This window comes from Streptomyces sp. NBC_01803, assembly GCF_035917415.1.
GTDB lineage: Bacteria > Actinomycetota > Actinomycetes > Streptomycetales > Streptomycetaceae > Streptomyces.
In genome coordinates this window covers 1357752-1374870 of record NZ_CP109073.1, presented here as the reverse complement: position 1 = coordinate 1374870, position 17119 = coordinate 1357752, and the positions used below count along the sequence as shown (strand labels likewise).

17 protein-coding genes are annotated in these 17119 nt (G+C 72.2%); 9 read left to right on the top strand and 8 right to left on the bottom strand.

The window, feature by feature from the left end:
- The first annotated feature begins 11 nt into the window (after positions 1-11).
- Positions 12-506: a hypothetical protein gene (locus tag OIE51_RS05675; protein ID WP_326595999.1), complete on the top strand. Its 495-nt coding sequence runs from the start codon at positions 12-14 to the stop codon at positions 504-506.
- On the opposite strand, the gene aceB is transcribed toward OIE51_RS05675, so the two are convergent.
- The 4 genes from aceB to OIE51_RS05655 all read right to left on the bottom strand — a co-directional run bounded on the left by aceB (position 488) and on the right by OIE51_RS05655 (position 4286).
- Positions 488-2083 (bottom strand): malate synthase A, encoded by a 1596-nt coding sequence (aceB, locus tag OIE51_RS05670; RefSeq protein WP_326595998.1) that lies wholly within the window; start codon positions 2081-2083, stop codon positions 488-490. The genes OIE51_RS05675 and aceB overlap by 19 nt on opposite strands.
- Before the next feature lie 45 nt (positions 2084-2128).
- Positions 2129-2722: a nucleotidyltransferase family protein gene (locus tag OIE51_RS05665; protein ID WP_326595996.1), complete on the bottom strand. Its 594-nt coding sequence runs from the start codon at positions 2720-2722 to the stop codon at positions 2129-2131.
- Positions 2719-3150, bottom strand: coding sequence for a hypothetical protein (locus OIE51_RS05660; protein ID WP_326595995.1), 432 nt, complete (start codon positions 3148-3150; stop codon positions 2719-2721). Before OIE51_RS05660 ends, OIE51_RS05665 begins: the two co-directional genes overlap by 4 nt.
- Positions 3151-3500: 350 nt before the next feature.
- Complete coding sequence (locus OIE51_RS05655; RefSeq protein WP_326595993.1) at positions 3501-4286, bottom strand: IclR family transcriptional regulator; 786 nt, start codon at positions 4284-4286, stop codon at positions 3501-3503.
- Between the two features lie 181 nt (positions 4287-4467).
- Here OIE51_RS05655 and allB point away from each other — a divergent pair, with 181 nt between their 5' ends.
- The 3 genes from allB (at position 4468) to OIE51_RS05640 (ending at position 7438) form a co-directional block, all read left to right on the top strand.
- A complete protein-coding gene (allB, locus tag OIE51_RS05650) occupies positions 4468-5766 on the top strand; it encodes an allantoinase AllB (protein ID WP_442812037.1) in 1299 nt (432 codons plus the stop codon).
- Positions 5763-6908, top strand: a complete 1146-nt coding sequence (alc, locus tag OIE51_RS05645; RefSeq protein ID WP_326595991.1) for an allantoicase — start codon at positions 5763-5765, stop codon at positions 6906-6908. The genes allB and alc overlap by 4 nt, the downstream gene beginning before the upstream one ends.
- A gap of 101 nt (positions 6909-7009) precedes the next feature.
- Positions 7010-7438, top strand: coding sequence for a ribonuclease domain-containing protein (locus OIE51_RS05640; protein WP_326600507.1), 429 nt, complete (start codon positions 7010-7012; stop codon positions 7436-7438).
- 293 nt (positions 7439-7731) lie between these two features.
- On the opposite strand, the gene OIE51_RS05635 is transcribed toward OIE51_RS05640, so the two are convergent.
- The gene (locus OIE51_RS05635; protein ID WP_326595989.1) at positions 7732-9885 is read right to left on the bottom strand and encodes a glycoside hydrolase family 66 protein; all 2154 of its coding nucleotides are present in this window, start codon (positions 9883-9885) and stop codon (positions 7732-7734) included.
- Between the two features lie 574 nt (positions 9886-10459).
- Here OIE51_RS05635 and OIE51_RS26880 point away from each other — a divergent pair.
- Entirely contained in the window at positions 10460-10810 is a 351-nt protein-coding gene (locus OIE51_RS26880; protein WP_442811870.1) for a hypothetical protein, read from the top strand.
- Here OIE51_RS26880 and OIE51_RS05630 read toward each other — a convergent pair.
- Positions 10796-11764 (bottom strand): XRE family transcriptional regulator, encoded by a 969-nt coding sequence (locus tag OIE51_RS05630; protein ID WP_326595988.1) that lies wholly within the window; start codon positions 11762-11764, stop codon positions 10796-10798. The two genes, OIE51_RS26880 and OIE51_RS05630, sit on opposite strands and share 15 nt — an antisense overlap.
- Positions 11765-12384: 620 nt before the next feature.
- Between OIE51_RS05630 and OIE51_RS05625 the strand changes: the two genes are divergently transcribed.
- Together OIE51_RS05625 and OIE51_RS05620 are read left to right on the top strand one after the other, a co-directional pair.
- Positions 12385-12549: a hypothetical protein gene (locus OIE51_RS05625; protein WP_326595986.1), complete on the top strand. Its 165-nt coding sequence runs from the start codon at positions 12385-12387 to the stop codon at positions 12547-12549.
- The gene (locus OIE51_RS05620) at positions 12542-12688 is read left to right on the top strand and encodes a hypothetical protein (protein ID WP_326595984.1); all 147 of its coding nucleotides are present in this window, start codon (positions 12542-12544) and stop codon (positions 12686-12688) included. The genes OIE51_RS05625 and OIE51_RS05620 overlap by 8 nt, the downstream gene beginning before the upstream one ends.
- A gap of 132 nt (positions 12689-12820) precedes the next feature.
- On the opposite strand, the gene OIE51_RS05615 is transcribed toward OIE51_RS05620, so the two are convergent.
- On the bottom strand, positions 12821-13948 hold the full coding sequence (locus OIE51_RS05615; protein ID WP_326595982.1) for an amidase: 1128 nt from the start codon (positions 13946-13948) through the stop codon (positions 12821-12823).
- Between the two features lie 86 nt (positions 13949-14034).
- On the opposite strand from OIE51_RS05615, the gene OIE51_RS05610 reads away from it, so the two are divergent.
- Positions 14035-15186, top strand: coding sequence for an ROK family glucokinase (locus OIE51_RS05610; protein WP_326595981.1), 1152 nt, complete (start codon positions 14035-14037; stop codon positions 15184-15186).
- Complete coding sequence (locus OIE51_RS05605) at positions 15183-15773, top strand: hypothetical protein (RefSeq protein ID WP_326595979.1); 591 nt, start codon at positions 15183-15185, stop codon at positions 15771-15773. The genes OIE51_RS05610 and OIE51_RS05605 overlap by 4 nt, the downstream gene beginning before the upstream one ends.
- Before the next feature lie 164 nt (positions 15774-15937).
- Here OIE51_RS05605 and OIE51_RS05600 read toward each other — a convergent pair whose 3' ends face one another.
- Entirely contained in the window at positions 15938-17068 is a 1131-nt protein-coding gene (locus OIE51_RS05600; protein ID WP_326595978.1) for a glycerate kinase, read from the bottom strand.
- Positions 17069-17119: the final 51 nt, after the last annotated feature.

Genomic DNA, 17119 nt, shown 5'->3' with positions numbered 1-17119 from the left:
GCCTGGCCGGTATGGGGGATGTCCTCGTGCCGGCCGTGGTGGTGGTCGTGGCGCTGGCCGCGGTGGTGTTCGCGGTCGCCTCGGCCGCCGCGCTGTTCGGATCGGCGCTGGCGAAGGGCCGGGCCTTCTGGCGCGACGAGCCGCGCACCTGGTCGCACGTCGCGGGCATGCTGCTCGTGGCCGCCCTGGCCGTCTACTGCTGGGGGGCGGCGTGCACCTGGGACGGCGCGGAGTCGGAGTACCACGCCTGCTCCCTGGAGCGGTACGGCAGCCCCGACCATCCGCCGGGCCGCGACGCCGACTACCCGCGGCTGCTGCGGCGCGAGGTGAGCCTCGTCCCGGGCGGCATGAGCGCGCGGTGCGAGTGGTCCGACGGGCCGGGGAGGGAGGAGGTGCCGGGGTTCGTGAACCCCGGCGTCTCGCTCTTCCTGGCCGGTGCGGCGGGGTGCGCCGTCACCGGCCTCGTCCGATGCGGCCGGGCGGCGCGTCAGTCCAGCAGCTCGTAGGCGGGCAGGGTGAGGAAGTCGACGTACCGGTCGTCCAGCGCGATCCGCATCAGCAGGTCGAACGCCCGCTGCCAGCCGCCGGGGATGAACTCGTCCTCGCCCACCTCGTCGCGCATCGCGAGGCACTGATCGGCGGCCAGTTGCCGCACGAACTCGGGCGTCACCCGGTCGCCCGTGTCCAGGACGACGCCCGCGTTGATCCACTGCCAGATCTGGGAGCGGGAGATCTCGGCGGTGGCCACGTCCTCCATGAGGTTGAACACGGCGACCGCGCCCCGGCCCGCCAGCCACGCCTGGAGATACCGGGTGCCGACCTGGACGGCGTTGCGCAGGCCGTCGGCCGTCGGGCGCGCGTCCAGGGAGTCGATGGCCAGCAGGTCGTCGGCCGTCACCGTGACGTCCTCGCGCAGCCGGTCCTTCTGGTGCGGCCGGTCGCCCAGGACCGCGTCGAACGACTCCCGGGCCACCGGCACCAGGCCCGGGTGCGCCACCCAGGAGCCATCGAACCCGTCGCCCGCCTCGCGGTCCTTGTCCGCCCTGACCTTCTCGAACGCGACGGCGTTGGCCGCCGCGTCCTTCGACGGGATGAACGCCGCCATGCCGCCGATCGCGTGCGCGCCGCGCTTGTGGCAGGTGCGGACCAGCAGCTCGGTGTAGGCGCGCATGAAGGGGGCCGTCATCGTCACGGCGTTCCGGTCCGGCAGCACGAACCTCTCGCCGCCGTCCCGGAAGTTCTTGACGATGGAGAAGAGGTAGTCCCAGCGGCCCGCGTTCAGCCCGGAGGCGTGGTCGCGCAGCTCGTACAGGATCTCCTCCATCTCGAACGCGGCGGTGATCGTCTCGATCAGGATGGTCGCGCGGACGGTCCCGTGGGGGATGCCGAGCGCCTCCTGCGCGTACGTGAACACGTCGTTCCAGAGCCGCGCCTCCAGATGCGACTCCAGCTTGGGCAGGTAGAAGTACGGGCCCTTGCCGAGGTCGATCAGGCGTTGGGCGTTGTGGAAGAAGTAGAGCCCGAAGTCGGCCAGCGCGCCGGGGACGGCCCGGCCGTCGACCTTCAGGTGCCGCTCGTCCAGGTGCCAGCCGCGCGGGCGCATCACGGCGGTGGCCAGCTCGGCGTCCGGCTTCAGCGCGTACTCCTTGCCGCGCTCATCGGTGAAGTCGATCCGGCGGCGGTAGGCGTCGGCCATGCTGAGCTGGCCGCCGATGACGTTCGCCCAGGTGGGGGAGGAGGCGTCCTCGAAGTCGGCCAGCCAGATCTTCGCCCCGGAGTTGAGCGCGTTGACCGTCATCTTGCGGTCGGTGGGGCCGGTGATCTCCACCCGCCGGTCCTGGAGGGCGGGCGGCGCGGGCGCGACGGTCCACTCGCCGTCGCGGATGTCCTTCGTCTCGGGCAGGAAGTCGAGCCGTCCGGTCCTGGCGATCTCCTCCCGCCGCGTGGCCCGCCGGGCGAGCAGCTCGTCGCGGCGCGGGGTGAACCGCCGGTGCAGCTCGGCGAGGAAGCCGAGCGCGTCTTCGGTGAGCACCTCGTCCTGCCGGGGCAGGGTGGCCGGTGCTTCGACGGTGACGGCGGACATGGGCGGTCACTCCTTTAGCGAGACAGAAAACGGATAATAGTTTCCTCATTGCGGAAGATCAATGAGATCCCCGGGCTCGTCGATGTCATCGGGGGCCGCGACATCGCCGCACTCGACCAGTGTGATCTCCCCCGCGCGTTCCCGCAGATACGCCCTCGCACCCCGATCGCCCCGGGCCGCGCGCGCCACTCCGGCGAAGTGATCGGCCCCGATGAGCACGGGATGCCCGCGCCCTCGCGGGCCGTAGACGGCCTGCGCCAGCGTCCCCGGTGAGCGGTACGCCGCCAGCACCCGGGCCATGGCCGCCGCGCCGACCCACGGCTGATCGACCAGCGCCACGAGCGCGCCCCCGGCCCCGGTGCCGTCGAGCGAGGCGAGCCCGGCGCGCAGCGAGGACCCCATACCGCTTTCCCAGCCCGGATTCGCCACGACCGTGTAGCCGTCCAGCCGCGCCCGCACCTCGTCACCGGCCGCCCCGACGACGACGTGCACCGGATCGCATCCGGCGGCCCGCAGGGCCGCCGCGGTCCGCTCGACGAAGGTGCGCCCCTCGAAGGTGAGCAGAGCCTTGGCCGCCCCGCCGAGCCGTCGTCCACCCCCGGCGGCGAGCAGCAGCCCGGCGACGGGAGGCTCGGTCACGCGCCCCTCGGCGGCCCGGGGATGGCCCCGGCGACGACGAAGCCCTTGGCCGGCCCCGCGGGGAGGACGACCTCGGTGCCGTGGGGCACCCGGGTCCCGGCGGCGTGGACCCCCTCTTCGGGCGGCGGAGCCGTCAGCACGGTCGCGGTGTCGTGGTCGTCGTGGTCGTCGTGGTCGTCGACGAGCACGTGGACGGGCACCCCCGCGTGCTCGTGGGCGCGGCGCCCGCGCACCCGGCCCCGTGTGGTGCCATCGCGACCGGCCGCTACCACCTCGGTGATCGACTCGACGCGGGCCGCGTCGATCCCCAGCCCGTCTTCGGTCACCGATGCGGCGTCGCCCCTCGGAGCGACGAACACGTCGGGGATCCCGTCGTCGGACGGCGCGCAGAGGCCCGGGGCCGGGAACGCGGTCATGGCGTCTCGCATTTCGTGGACGGTCCGGCTGTGGACATGACGGCCGGTGGACGACACCTCGACGCATCCCTCAACGATCTCGGCACGACAGCCCTCGGGGAGCTCCAAGGTTGTCCACGCCTGCCACCGGTCCTGGTCAAAGTTCGGCATGCTCTCGGAGCTCTCACGAGTCGCGGTGATCACGGCGCGGCACCTCCTCCTCCAGTGTGGGCGCTCTGGTCGCCGCGCACCAAGCGGCGCGGCCACGCTGTGCGCTCGCCGATCGGTGAACCGTGAGGCCAGGAGAATGATCACTCGATCGGAAAGGCTCGGGCCATCGGGAAAGCTCGGGCCATCGGAAAGGCTCGGGCCAAGGGTGGCGGTCAGCCCTCGGCGTCCACGCCGGCCAGGGCCGCGGACAGGTCGACGGCCACGTCCTGGAGGAGGGGAACGATCTTCTCCGTCACCGCGTCCGTCAACCGGCCCGCCGGGCCGGAGACCGAAATCGCGGCGGCCGTGGGGGAGTCGGGGATCCGGACGGCGACGCAGCGGACGCCTATCTCCTGCTCGTTGTCGTCCACCCCGTAGCCGTTCTCGCGCACCGTCCGCAACGCCGCGAGGAACGCGTCGGGGGTGGTGATCGTCCGCTCCGTCGCGGCCGGCATTCCCGTCCGGCGCAGCAGCGACCGCACCTCCCCGTCCGGCAGCCCCGCGAGCAGGGCCTTGCCGACGCCCGTGGAGTGCGGCAGCACCCGGCGGCCGACCTCGGTGAACATCCGCATCGAGTGCCGCGACGGCACCTGTGCCACGTAGACGACGGCGTCGCCGTCGAGCAGCGCCATGTTCGCCGTCTCGCCCGTCTCCGCCACCAGCCGCGCCAGGTGCGGCCTGGCCCAGGTCGCCAGCGGGCGGGCCGCGCTCTCGCCGAGCCGGATGAGGCGGGGGCCGAGCGCGTACCGTCGGTTGGCCTGCTGGCGCACGTATCCGCAGGCGACCAGCGTGCGCATCAGACGGTGGATGGTCGGCAGCGGCAGTCCGCTGCTGGCGGCCAGCTCGCTCAGCCCGGTCTCACCGCCGGCGTCCGCCATCTGCTCCAGCAGGCCGAAGGCCCGCTCCAGGGACTGAACCCCGCCGCTGGCGGCGGACTTGCGCACGTCGGAGGGCGGCACGTCGCGTTCCTCATTCGGTAGTAGCGGTCATGGCGCAGCCTACCGGTGCTTGACGGACGGGCTCCGCCACCCCAGGATCGATTCAACAGAACGTTGAAGACGAGGCCGAAGGGATGGTGCCGTGACGGGTACCGGTACCGAGCTCGTGCTGCGCTCGACCCGTGTGATCACCCCCGAGGGGATGCGCGCCGCGAGCGTGGAGGTGGCGGACGGTCGCATCACGGCCGTGTCGCCGCACGACGCGCCGCCGCCGGCCGGCGCGCGGCTTGTGGACTACGGCGACGCGGCGCTGCTGCCCGGTCTGGTCGACACCCATGTGCATATCAACGACCCGGGCCGGACCGTGTGGGAGGGCTTCGCCACCGCCACCCGCGCGGCGGCGGCCGGCGGCATCACCACCGTGCTCGACATGCCGCTCAACAGCATCCCGCCGACCACCACCCTCGCCCACCTCGACGTCAAGCGGGACACCGCGCGCCCCCAGGCACACGTCGACACCGGCTTCTGGGGCGGCGCGGTCCCCGGCAACACGGGTGAGCTCAAGGCCCTGCATGAGGCAGGGGTCTTCGGCTTCAAGTGTTTCCTGTCCCCGTCCGGCGTCGAGGAGTTCCCCGAGCTGGGCCCGGAGGAACTGGCCGCCGCCATGGCCGAGATCGCCGGCTTCGGCGGTCTGCTCATCGTGCACGCCGAGGACCCCGGCCACCTGGCCACCGCCCCGCCCGCCGACGGCAGCGTCCGTTACGCCGACTTCCTCGCCTCCCGGCCGCACACGGCCGAGACCGAGGCCATCGCCCGGCTGATCGGGCTGGCCCGGCGGCTGGACGCCCGGGTGCACGTGCTGCACCTCTCGTCCGCCGACGCGCTGCCGCTGATCGCGGCGGCCAAGGCGTCCGGGGTGCGGATAACGGCCGAGACGTGCCCGCACTTCCTGACCCTGACGGCCGAGGAAGTCCCGGACGGCGCCACCGAGTTCAAGTGTTGCCCGCCTATCAGGGAGGCCGCCAACCAGGACTTGCTGTGGGACGGCCTCGCGGACGGCGTCATCGACTGTGTCGTCTCGGACCACTCGCCCTGCACGGCCGACCTCAAGGTGCCCGATTTCGGGGCGGCCTGGGGCGGCATCGCCTCTCTCCAACTCGGCCTGCCCGCCATCTGGACCGCCGCCCGCCGACGCGGCCTCGGCCTGCCCGACGTGGTCCACTGGATGGCCACCGCGCCCGCCCGGCTGGCCGGACTGGCCGACCGGAAGGGCGCCATCGCCCCCGGCAACGACGCCGACTTCGCCGTTCTCGACCCGGAGGCGACGTTCACCGTGGACCCGGCCGCCCTCCACCACCGCAATCAGGTCACCGCCTACGCGGGCCGCACTCTGCGCGGTGTGGTCATCGCCACCTGGCTGCGCGGGCATCGCATCGCGGTGCATGGGCATGTCACCGAACGAGCCGGGAAGCTCATCGAAAGGACAGCACCACCGACATGACCACCGCACCAGCCGTCTTCATCGGCGACGCCGACCCCTACGGGGGCGGCGACCCGTATGCCGACTACCGCGCGCCGGACCTGTCCGCCGTCCCGTTCGCCCACCTGCCCGACCTGGCCGACCGCCGACTGGGCGGCTCGGTCGTCGCCGTCAGCGACGAGTTCTTCGCCGAACGGGAGAACCTGCTGAAGCCGGGGCGGCCGGAGTTCGACCCCGAGGCGTTCGGCCACAAGGGCAAGATCATGGACGGCTGGGAGACCCGGCGTCGCCGGGGCGCCTCCGCCGAGGCCCCGCACCCGGCGGACGACGACCACGACTGGGCCGTCGTCCGGCTCGGAGTGGCGGGCGTCGTGCGCGGCGTGGTCGTGGACACCGCCCACTTCCGGGGCAACTACCCGCAGGCCGTGGGCCTGGAGGGCACCTCGGACCCGCGAGGGGCGGACGGCTGGGGGGAGTTGGTGCCGCGCACCCCGGTCGGCGGCCACGCGGCGAACGTCTTCCCGATCGGCGCCGAACGGCGGCTCACGCATGTCCGGTTGAAGCAGTATCCCGATGGCGGGGTGGCCCGGCTGCGGGTCCATGGCGAGGCCGTGCCCGACCCGGCGTGGCTGGCCGCGATGGGCACCTTCGACCTGGCCGCGCTGGAGAACGGCGGGGTGGTGGAGGACGCGTCCGACCGGTTCTACTCGCCGCCCGTGCACACGATTTACCCTGGCCGTCCCCGGAGCATGGACGAGGGCTGGGAGACCCGCCGCCGCCGCGACCGGGGCCACGACTGGCTGAGTTACCGCCTCGCCGGGGAGGGCGTGATCCGGGCGGTGGAGATCGACACCGGCAGTTACATGGGTAACGCGCCCGGCTGGGCGGCGCTTTCGGTGCGCGTCGGCGGGGGCGGCGGCGGTGGCAGCGGCTCCGGGCAATGGCGCGAGGTGCTGCCGCGCACCCGGCTGTCGCCGGACACGGTCCACCGTTTCGTGCTCGACTCCGCCACTGTCCCGCCCGCCACGCACGCCCGGCTGGACGTCTACCCGGACGGCGGCGTGGCCCGGCTGCGTCTGCACGGCTCGCTCACGGATGGGGGCGCGCGGCACCTGGCGGCCCGGTACCGGGAGCTGAGTGGCGGCTGGGACACCGTGGGGTGAAAGGTGTGAAGCCGGCGCGGGATCCTGTGAATGGCTGAAGGAATTCCGCGACGCGTGGTTGACGCGGGGGACGCTACGCGCGTCACACTATGGGCATGGGCATGAATTTCCGATCCAGGGCCACCCGGGCCGGCGCCCTCGGCGCCCTGCTCTCGACCCTGCTCGTCGGCGGCCAACTCACCCCGGCCGCCGCCGCGTCCAGCGCCCCCGCCCCCACGACGTCCATCGCCGTCGCGCCGCTCGCCTTCGGCGACATCTGCTACGGCGACCTGCCCGCCGAGGCGTACGACACCCTCGACGTGATCGAGTCCGGCGGCCCCTTCCCGTACCCGCAGGACGGTGGGGTCTTCTACAACCGCGAGGCCCTGCTCCCCGGCCAACCGACCGGCTACTACCGCGAGTACACCGTGGAGACCCCCGGCAGTGACACGCGCGGCGCGCGGCGGATCGTGACCGGGGAGTCGTACCAGGAGGACTACTACACCTCCGACCACTATGAGTCGTTCGACCTGATCGATTACGGCTGCTGACCTCCCGAAGCCAGCGTCCCCCCACCCAGGCGCCGGGACCGTTCCCCCACGCGGTCCCGGCGCCGCTTCGCGTGCCGTCACTCCTGGTCGTCGGGGTGCCGGGACCGCGCCACGTACGCGCGGTGCTCCTCCGCCCGCCGCATGAGCGAGCTGACCTCGACCCGAGAGCGTCGCGCCGACGTCGACGCTCGGCAAGCTCGCCGTCGCGACTGAGCCCGGAACCGGGTAACGGCCGTCCGGCCACTGGGGCCGGACGGCCGTGTGCGGCCGGTCAGGGGCCGGTCAGGGGCGGGTCATGAGGCGAAGGTCCATTGTTGGCTGGCCCATCCGCCGCAGTCCCAGAGGTGAAGGGCCGCTCCGTCGGCGGTGCTCTGTTGGTCGATGTCGAGGCAACGGCCGGATGCGACGTTCTTCAGGGTGCCGTCGGACTGGTGGACCCATTGTTGTGAGGGGAATCCGCCGCAGTCCCACAGGTGGGCGGGGGTGCCGTTGGCGGTGGCGCCGCCGACGGTGTCGACGCACTTGCCCAGGACCCGCAGTTCGCCTCCGCTGAGGGTGAAGGACTGGCGGGCGGCGGTGGTGCAGGTGGCCTGCTGGACGGGGGTGCCGTTGGCGGTGTCGCCGCCGGCGATCTCGGCGCACTTGCCGTTGGTATTGACGAGGTGCTGTCCGGTGGTCGGGTCCGGGTCGGCGGTGCGGTCGAAGTAGATGAAGTCCCAGTTCTTGAGCTCGGGGACGGTGAAGCTGACATACCGGCCGCCGGAGTCGGTCCCGGTGGTGAAGGCGAGTTCGGTGGAACGGCCGCCGTCGCGGTCGGGGCTGGCCAGGTGGATGCTCGGCGGCATGTCCTGGTCGCCGAGGTAGTACTTGACGGGGAGGTCGGTCAGGGTGGGCGGGGTCTGGGTGCCCGCGTCGCGCCACTTGTCGTCGTTCCCGATGAGGTTGATCAGGTGGATGACGTCGGTGCCGTTGTTGCGCATGACGTTGGTCCAGATGGCGTTGCCCGCGCCGGTGGTGCTGGTGGGCTGTCCCGCGATCTCGACCGTGTTGGTCGCGGTGTGCAGGTCCGGGCCGTAGAAGAGGTTCTCGTAGGCGGTGATGACGTCGTAGTACGTCTTCTCCCAGGCCCGCAGCTCGGCGGACATGGTCTTGTCCTGGTTGAGGAAGTACTCGGTGTTGAGCATGTGGTCGTTCGGCCCGAGCTCCAGGTGGTGGGCGCCGTTGGCGGCGAACATCGCGTTGGCGAGCTGGACCGAGGTGGTGTCGAAGACCGTGTTGCTGTTCGGCGTGCCCTCGGGGGTGTTGGGTCGGTTCATGTAGGCGGGGGTGATGTGCGGTTTGCCGCCGGAGGCGACGCGCTGGCGTTCCAGGTAGTCGCGGACCGAGGCGTTGGTCTCGTAGTTGGACCACAGCTCGGTGTAGAGGTAGTCGGCGCTGGAGCGGGCGAGTTCGGCGTCGCCGTAGCCGTCGACAGCGTTGAAGCCGACGGCGTTGCGGCCGGCGGGCAGCGCCTGGCGGGCGCGGTCGGTCAACTGGGCGAAGCCGGCGGGCCGGTCCACGCGGTTGCCGTTGATGTCGTACATCTCCTCCCAGTAGCCGATCTGGTCGAGGTGGGCTCCGTCGAACCCCATGGAGGCGACCGAGTCGGTGTACTGGCCGATGATGTAGTTCTGCCAGCCGGTGTTCTGGGGGTTCATCAGCTTCAGGACCTGGCCGGGGAGCATGGGGTAGGTCCATTCCTGGCCGTTGCCCTTGAACAGCCGCCAATCGGGGCTGACCTGCGACTGGTCGTAGTCGTTGAGCGCCGCGTAGGACATCTGGTACGGCATGGCGGCCACGCCCCGGTCGTGGCCGGAGGCGATGTAGTCGCGGACGGTCTGGGAGCTGATGGTGTCGCCGCTCCAGGCGGTCCAGGTGCTCGCGACGCCGGAGCCGTCGTGCTTGACGGGCTTCTCGTGCTTCCACAGCCAGTCGTAGTACTGGAGGGAGTTGATGTGGTAGCGCTGGGAGAGCTCGGCGATGTCGCCCTCGGCCTCCGCGCCGGAGATGCCGGTGCCGTAGTGGGCGAGGAAGCCCATGCGGGGGAAGCGCGTCCAGGTGCTGGAGACATCGATGGCGGTCTGGGTGCGGGTGGTGCCGGCCTCGATCTCGACGAGGTAGCCGGTGAAGTCGGTGTGGGGCGGGGTGACCCGCCAGGTCACCTCGCCGCTGCCGCCCGCCGACACGGTGCCCTGGGCCACCACGTCTCCCAGGTGCGTGAGCTTGAAGTTGACCGGCCCGCTGCCGTCGACCCGGGCGGTGACGACGGCCTCCTGGCCCGGGGCGTAACGGGAGGCGTTCGTCCACGCGTCGGACACCGTGGCCGCCGCGGCTTCGGTGGCCGGCAGCGCGACCACACCCGCGCCCGCCAGGGCGAGAGTGGCGAGCAGGGAGTAGGTACGAGGCAATCGACGACGCTGTCTTCCTCGGAACATCAGGACCTCTTTCCTTCGGCTGGACCGATCGGTGATCGATAGCGATCGGGGGGATGGGGAGACGGCTGGACCCGGACATGGCCTCGCCCCCTCGGCACGGGGGGAGCACCGCCGGCTCCACGCGGGCTCCTGGCGACGGGAAAGCGGTCGTAGCGTCGCGCTGTTGCTTCCGTGTGTCAAGAAAGTAAGCGCGATTTCTGTGAAACCTGATGGACCCACAGATCGGTGGCGCGAAGCGGGTCATGCCGGGGGAGTGGGTCCCGCCTCTGGGCTCACTTCTGTCCCATCCGCCCCTTGCTTTTCCTATTTCTTTTTATCCGCCAGAAAGATTGACGCCCAGTTCACGTGCCTTCACGGTGTCTCTCAGGCGCACGGTACGGACGGGCGCCGCGTCGTCGGAGAGGACCGGACAAGGGCAGATCCACCGGGCGGCGCCGACTCGGGTGGTAGACCGCGACCCGGATCCCGGACACCGTCGGCGGCGTGGGCGCGATCCGGGTGACCGGCCTGTGGCCGTACCTGACGCGCGAGGAGATCACCGAACACGATGTCCTACCGGTACGTGGGCAGGCTCATCCCGGTGAGGGACTTCCGGGCGACGGTGACCGTCGACCCCAACCCCCACGGCGGTACCGACCTGACCTGGGCGGGGTCTTTCACGGACATCATCCCGGGCCCGGTGATCCCGTGGTCCACCGAAGCCGTTGGCCGTTTCAAGGTCCGGCGGCTGTCCAGGGAATCCGAGCAACGGACGCGAGCCGCCAGGCATTCTCCCGGGTTCGGTGCCAGCCGGCGGACGACGGACCCCCCGAACGATAGGGATCGACCGCGCCGACCTCCCTATCAGGCTCTGTCTTCGACGCCCGCGTACGTGGCTTCCTTCTCACATTTGGAATAGCTCGTTGACCTCCGGCACGTCGATGTGCGGATCGAAGGCGGCCAGCGTGGTCATGAGCACGGTGTCGGTGCGGGGAGAGGCGGTATTGCGTGAAAGCTGGACTGCCCTGCGCGCGGTGGTGGTGGCGGCGTCGATCTCCCCGGCGTCGAGGTAGGCACTGGCGAGCCAGCAGGAGTACAGAGCGACCTCGCGGGCGTGGGTGTCGTCGTAGGGAGCGGTCAGGGTCTCCAGGATCGGCACCGCCTTCTCGGGTCGCCGCAGCTCCGCCCAGCAGCGGCCCGCCATGATCTGGGACTCGTCGCGGTTGATCCAGTACACCGTGTCCGGTTCCTCGACGGCCCTTGCGTCGCGCCGGTCGTGGGCGTCCTCGGATACGCCCAGCGCGTGATCGACTCCTCTGGCGTCTCCAACTCGGGCGCAGGCCCACGCCAGGCGATCGGCGAGGACGACGCGAACGGCGGGCAGCACGTCAAGCGGCGCGTTGGCGAGAGAGGCACGGGCCATGGCCATGCCTTCGGCGGGCTGGTCGGAGGATGCGGTCAGATAGGACAGCTCCGAAAGGGCCGTCGCCCCCAACGTGCGGTCACCCGCCTGGTTGGCCGCGTTCGCGGCCATAAGCGCGAGCTGCCGGGCCTGCTCAAGCCGACCGGCGTCGAATGCCGTCCATGAAGCGAACTGGTACAACTCGCCGAGAGCGGACAACAGCTCGCGGCCGACCTCCTCGGTGTACGAACCGCGGGAGGCGAGTGACGACAAGGTGCCGATCTCGTCCTCGACCAGCGGGAAGACGGACGACCCGCCGCTGAAGTCGTCCAACCGCCGCAGATCGGCTACGCGTTGGCGGAAGCGCTCCACATCCGACCGGCCGACACGGCGTCCCTGCGCCACGGCCTCCGAGCCAGTCAGCGCGATTCCGGCGAGCCCTGCTGCTCCGATGAACTGCCGTCGGTCCACAGGCACCGTCCCTTCGTCAGTAGGGATACCCGCTTGGCGGGAGGTGTGACCACGGTAACCGGAGAGCTCAATACCCAGTACCTGTTCCAGATGGGGCCGCCAGACATGGGGCCTCCGAAGTCCTGCTTCCCAGCGGTACACCTGGTTTCGCCCGGGACCGTCGTGAGGCCGCCGACCTGCGGCTTCGGCTAGGCGTCGCGACAAGGCGGCCTGGCTGAGGCCAAGTGACTCACGTGCTTCTTTGATCAAGTCCCCGTCGTGCATGGGCTCCACCCGGCGGTTCTGGCAGACAACTGGACGACATCTGGCCGACAGTCTGGCAGCTATCTGCGCCCTGTACATGGGCGTTGACTGTACGTCACTCCTTCCTGCGATCGAAAGGGTGTGAAATGCCGACTGGTGCCTCACCTCCCGTCTGGATGCCGTCGAGAGATGCGGGAGTTCAAGTGTTGCCCTGCGGCCGGTGGTTCGATGCGGTGCGGCTGTCGGGGTATGTCGCGGAGCGGGTCTTCGGTCGGCTGTTGATCTCCGGTGTGGGGCCGGTGATTCGGGATCAGGTGGGGGATGTGTGGTGCTGGCTGATCCGGCCGGGGGCTGGGGACGGGTGGGGGATCGCGGGAGTGACCGTTCTGGGGGAGGGGCGGTCGGTGGCGGTGCCGCCGGGGGAGTGGGTGAAGGGGCCATCGACGCGGTGGTTCGTCGCGCCGCGCGGGGACTGCCTGACGGATCCGGACCGGCTGCGGGACGCGGTGCGGTTCGTCTTCGGCGGTGGCGGCCGTGTCTGAGCAGATCGACTGGCCGCCGGGGACGCCGGTGCATCTGACGGTGCCGGTGTGGGAGATGGGGTACTGCCATGGCTGCGCCGATGTCGTACGCCTCGCGGACCACGTCTGTCCGGGCGAGGAGCGGGAGGGGGAGGAGTGACCGGGGGTGTGATCGTGTCGGTCGAGGTCGATGCCGCGACCGTTCGGCTCGGGGATCGGGTCATGGTCGGCGGGGCCGTGCTCGTCGTTGAGGACATGGCCGCTGTCGCGCGGGGTGGCAAGCGGTTGGACTTCAGCAGCGGGGAGTCGCTGGTGCTCCGGGCGACCACCGTGCTGTGGGTCGCTCGGCATGTGCGGCCAGGGCCAGGAGGAGGGGTTCCTCGCCGTGGCGGGCGATCAGCTGGAGGCCCGTCGTGGGGCCTGCCGGGAGGGTGATCGCCGGGTGGCCGCTGAGGTTGAACGCCCAGGTCAGGGAGGTCGAGACGCGGTCGCCCGGGCCTTCGTGGCCGTGGGGTGGGTTGGGGGTCGTGGGGGTCGCGATCAGGTCGGTCCGGGTGAACAGGGCGTTGAGGGCGGCGTCGTTGAGGGAACGGGCGGCCCGGTGGCCCGCGCGGAGGGCCGTCCAGACCGGGGCCGGGTCGTGGAGGCGGACCGGGAAATCCCTCACGGTCACCGGGAGGCGGGCCAGGGCGGTGAGGGCGGCGTCCGCCATCGCGGGGTCGGTGTCGGCGTAGCCCAGGGTCGGCGACCAGACGACCCGCGGGGCGGCGGGCGGCGGTGCCGGGGACACGTCGGCGATCGCCGCCAGGTACGCCGCCGCGTCCGCCGCGTGGCGGGTCAGGGCGCCGCCGACGTTCAGGCCGGCGCGGTCACGGGCCGGGAGACGGCCGTTCGTCGGCTTGAGGCCGAGCACGCCGCACCACGCCGCCGGTATCCGCACCGAGCCCGCGCCGTCGCTGCCACTGGCCAGTGGGACCATGCCCGTCGCCACCGCCACGGCCGAGCCGGCCGAGGAGCCGCCGGGGGTCAGGGCCGGGTCCCACGGGTTCAGCGTCCGGCCCCGGTCGGTCAGGCCCCACGTCTGCCACACCGTGCCCCGGCCCGGCACCGCCGTGGCGCCCACCGGGACGCAGCCCGCCGCCAGCAGGCGCGTGCTCTGGACCGATGCCAGGCCCTCCGGGGCCTTCACGCCGATCGGGACCCCGGCCAGCGGGAGGCGTTCACCGCGGTGGACCGCCCGGTCCACCTCCCGGGCGGCCTCCGCCGCCGGCCAGACCGTCGTGAACGCCCGCACCGAGCCGTCGAGGCGCTCGATCGCGCGCAGCGCCGCCGCCGCGACCTCCGCCGCCGACAACTCCCGCGCCCGCACCGCCGCCGCGATCTCCACGGCCGACAGCCGCGCGTATTCCTCGTCCCGCATCACGCGAAGTGAACTGCCGCGCACCGTTTCGCGTCAAGAGTCGGCGGACACCCGCCGTCCGGCGGCGTAGGGCACAATCGGACGCGATGAGTACCTACCGTGAGCGCGCGCATCGCCAGACCGCCCGGGCGACGGTGCTGAGCGCCATCGCCAGCCGCGAGCGCCGCTCACACCTGTCCGCGCCCCGGGTGCCGACCGTCGGCATCGACATCGGCGGCACCAAGGTCATGGCCGGGGTGGTGGACGCCGACGGCACGATCCTGGAGCGGGTCCGCACCGAGACGCCGGACAAGTCCAAGAGCGCCAAGGTGGTCGAGGACACCATCGCCGAGCTGGTCCTGGACCTCTCCGACCGGCACGACGTGCACGCCGTCGGTATCGGCGCCGCCGGCTGGGTGGACGCGGACCAGTCGCGCGTCCTGTTCGCCCCGCACCTGGCCTGGCGCAACGAGCCGCTGCGCGACGCGCTGGCCGCCCGCCTCGTGGTGCCGATCCTGGTGGACAACGACGCGAACACCGCGGCCTGGGGCGAGTGGCGGTTCGGCGCGGGCCGGGGCGCCGAGCACCTGGTGATGATCACGCTGGGCACGGGGATCGGCGGCGCGATACTGGAGGGCGGCCGGGTCAAGCGCGGTGCGTACGGGGTGGCCGGCGAGTTCGGCCATATGCAGGTGGTGCCGGGCGGCCACCGTTGCGCCTGCGGGAACCGGGGCTGCTGGGAGCAGTACAGCTCGGGCAACGCGCTGGTCCGTGAGGCGCGCGAGCTGGCCGCCGCCGACTCGCCCGTCGCTCACCACATCCTCGACCGGGTGGGCGGGCAGATCGCCGACATCACCGGCCCGCTGATCACCGAGCTGGCCCGCGAGGGCGACCCGATGTGCGTGGAGCTGCTCCAGGACATGGGCCGCTGGCTGGGCGTGGGCATCGCCAATCTCGCCGCCGCGCTCGACCCGGCCCGCTTCGTCGTCGGCGGCGGCGTGAGCGACGCCGACGATCTGCTGATCGAGCCGGCCCGGGAGGCGTTCCGGCGTCACCTCACCGGGCGCGGGTACCGTCCGGAGGCCGAAATCGTCCGGGCCGAGCTGGGCACTGACGCGGGGATGGTGGGTGCCGCCGACCTGGCCCGGCTGGTCGCCCGGCGCTTCCGCCGCGCCAACCGGCGCCGTGCCGAACGGGCCCACCGCGGCGCGGGGTTCGAGCTGCGGCTGCCGCCGCGAGGACGGGCGGCCCAGCCATGACGACGGCCACCACGGCCCCGGGCGGCGGCGGTGGCAGCACCGCCCTGGGCGCCTTCCCGCACCGGCCCCCGAGACGGCCGCGCCACCGCTGGCTGGCGGCCGTCGTCGTCGCGCTGCTGATCGCCATCCCGGCCGGCTATCTCGCGCTGTCCGCCTACCAGAGCAGGGACAGCGGCGAGGACAAGGCCCGTTCGGCGTCGGCGCGGGCGCTGATCTACGAGTGGCCGAGCAAGGTGCTGCGCCGCATCTACGATGTGCCGATCCCCAGCGGCTCGGCGTACGTGGGGTATTACGAGACGAACACCTGGGACGAGTCCACGCTGTACGTGGAGTTCCGCTGCTCGCCCAGCCAGCTCACCGCGTTTCTGGAGGAGTTGGGCACCGACCGGTCGCAGCTGGTCGAGGACACTGTCACCATCGACCGGTCGAGCGCGGACGTGATCGGCTGGCGCTTCGACGACCCCACGCGCGCGTTCGCGGGCACGGTGGTGCAGCAGTCGGAGCAGGAGCCCGAGGTGTCGGTCACGGTGGACCTCACCCGCGAGGAACGGCCGCGCGTCTACGTCGTCTCCACCACCGACCCCTGATCCGCCCGGCGGACGGGGCGCGGTGGATCATGGCGGGATGAACGAGGCGCACGACGCGCACGGTCCCAACGACCCGCACGACCCGCACGGCCCGAAGGGCGGCGCGGACAGCGCGCTCGCCCGCGTACGGGCGGCGGCGGCCCGAGGCGAGTTCCCGCCGTCGCCTAGAGCCGGTCCTCGGCCAGCCGTCGGGCGACCCGTTCCAGCAGCGGGCCCGCCTGGGCGACGCAGATCTCCGGGTCCGGCTCCTCGTCGGTCAGCGGGTAGGCCCGTTCGATCCCGGCGGCGCGCAGGGTGTCCTCGTCGAGTGTCAGCCGTCCGCAGACCGCGACCACCGGCTTGCCCGCCGCCCCGGCCGCCGCCGCGACGCCGGCCGGGGCCTTGCCACGCAGGGTCTGCTCGTCCAGCGAGCCCTCGCCGGTGATCACCAGGTCGGCGCGGTCCAGGGCGGCGGTGAAGCCGAGGACCTCCAGCAGCACGTCGATGCCGGGACGGAAGACGGCGTTCAGCCCGAGGAGCGCGCCGAAGCCGACGCCGCCCGCCGCTCCCGCGCCGGGCGCGCGGGCGTACTCGGCGGCGCGGGAGCCCGGCGCGCGCTCCAGGACCCGCGCGAAGTTCGTCAGCGCGTTGTCCAGCGCCTCGATCTCCACGGGGTCGGCGCCCTTCTGCGGCCCGTAGACGGCGGCGGCGCCGTTCGGGCCGGTCAGCGGGTTGTCCACATCGCCGGCGAGCACGAACGTGGTGTCTTTCAGCCGGGGATCGAGCCCGGACAGGTCCGCTTCGGTCAGCTCGCGCAGCGGCCCGCCCCCATGCGGCAGCGCGTCGCCGTCGGCGTCCAGCAGTCGCGCGCCCAGCGCGGTCAGCATCCCGGCGCCGCCGTCCGTGGTGGCCGAGCCGCCGACGCCCAGCACGACGGTGCGCGCCCCGGCGTCGAGCGCCGCCGCGATCAGCTCGCCCGTGCCGAACGTGGTCGCGGTCAGCGGCGCGAACGTGAACGGCGGCAGCAGCCGCAGCCCCGACGCCTGCGCCATCTCCACCACGGCGACGTCGTCCCGCAGCGCGAACGACGCGGTGACCGGCAGTCCCAGCGGCCCGGTCACCGCGGCCTCCCGGGCGGTGAAGCCGCCCGCGACCGCCGCGTCCACCGTTCCGTCGCCGCCGTCCGCGACCGGCAGCGACTCGATCTCCGCCGACGGCCGCACGGCGCGGATGCCGGCCGCCACGTGCCGCCCGACCTCGGCGGCCGTCAGCGAGCCCTTGAACTTGTCCGCGGCGATGAGCACTTTCCCGGTCACGTCAGCCTCCTCGGTGCCCCCGGGCCGACCCTATCCACGGCCGTCCGCGCG

What these genes read in the sequence shown, in the direction of transcription:
- OIE51_RS05675 (WP_326595999.1), top strand. Translation starts at nt 12, where the DNA reads ATGGGGGATGTCCTCGTGCCGGCCGTGGTGGTGGTCGTGGCGCTGGCC.
- aceB (WP_326595998.1), bottom strand. Translation starts at nt 2,083, where the DNA reads ATGTCCGCCGTCACCGTCGAAGCACCGGCCACCCTGCCCCGGCAGGAC.
- OIE51_RS05660 (WP_326595995.1), bottom strand. Translation starts at nt 3,150, where the DNA reads ATGCGAGACGCCATGACCGCGTTCCCGGCCCCGGGCCTCTGCGCGCCG.
- allB (WP_442812037.1), top strand. Translation starts at nt 4,468, where the DNA reads ATGCGCGCCGCGAGCGTGGAGGTGGCGGACGGTCGCATCACGGCCGTG.
- alc (WP_326595991.1), top strand. Translation starts at nt 5,763, where the DNA reads ATGACCACCGCACCAGCCGTCTTCATCGGCGACGCCGACCCCTACGGG.
- OIE51_RS05640 (WP_326600507.1), top strand. Translation starts at nt 7,010, where the DNA reads ATGAATTTCCGATCCAGGGCCACCCGGGCCGGCGCCCTCGGCGCCCTG.
- OIE51_RS26880 (WP_442811870.1), top strand. Translation starts at nt 10,460, where the DNA reads ATGTCCTACCGGTACGTGGGCAGGCTCATCCCGGTGAGGGACTTCCGG.
- OIE51_RS05615 (WP_326595982.1), bottom strand. Translation starts at nt 13,948, where the DNA reads ATGCGGGACGAGGAATACGCGCGGCTGTCGGCCGTGGAGATCGCGGCG.
- OIE51_RS05610 (WP_326595981.1), top strand. Translation starts at nt 14,035, where the DNA reads ATGAGTACCTACCGTGAGCGCGCGCATCGCCAGACCGCCCGGGCGACG.
- OIE51_RS05605 (WP_326595979.1), top strand. Translation starts at nt 15,183, where the DNA reads ATGACGACGGCCACCACGGCCCCGGGCGGCGGCGGTGGCAGCACCGCC.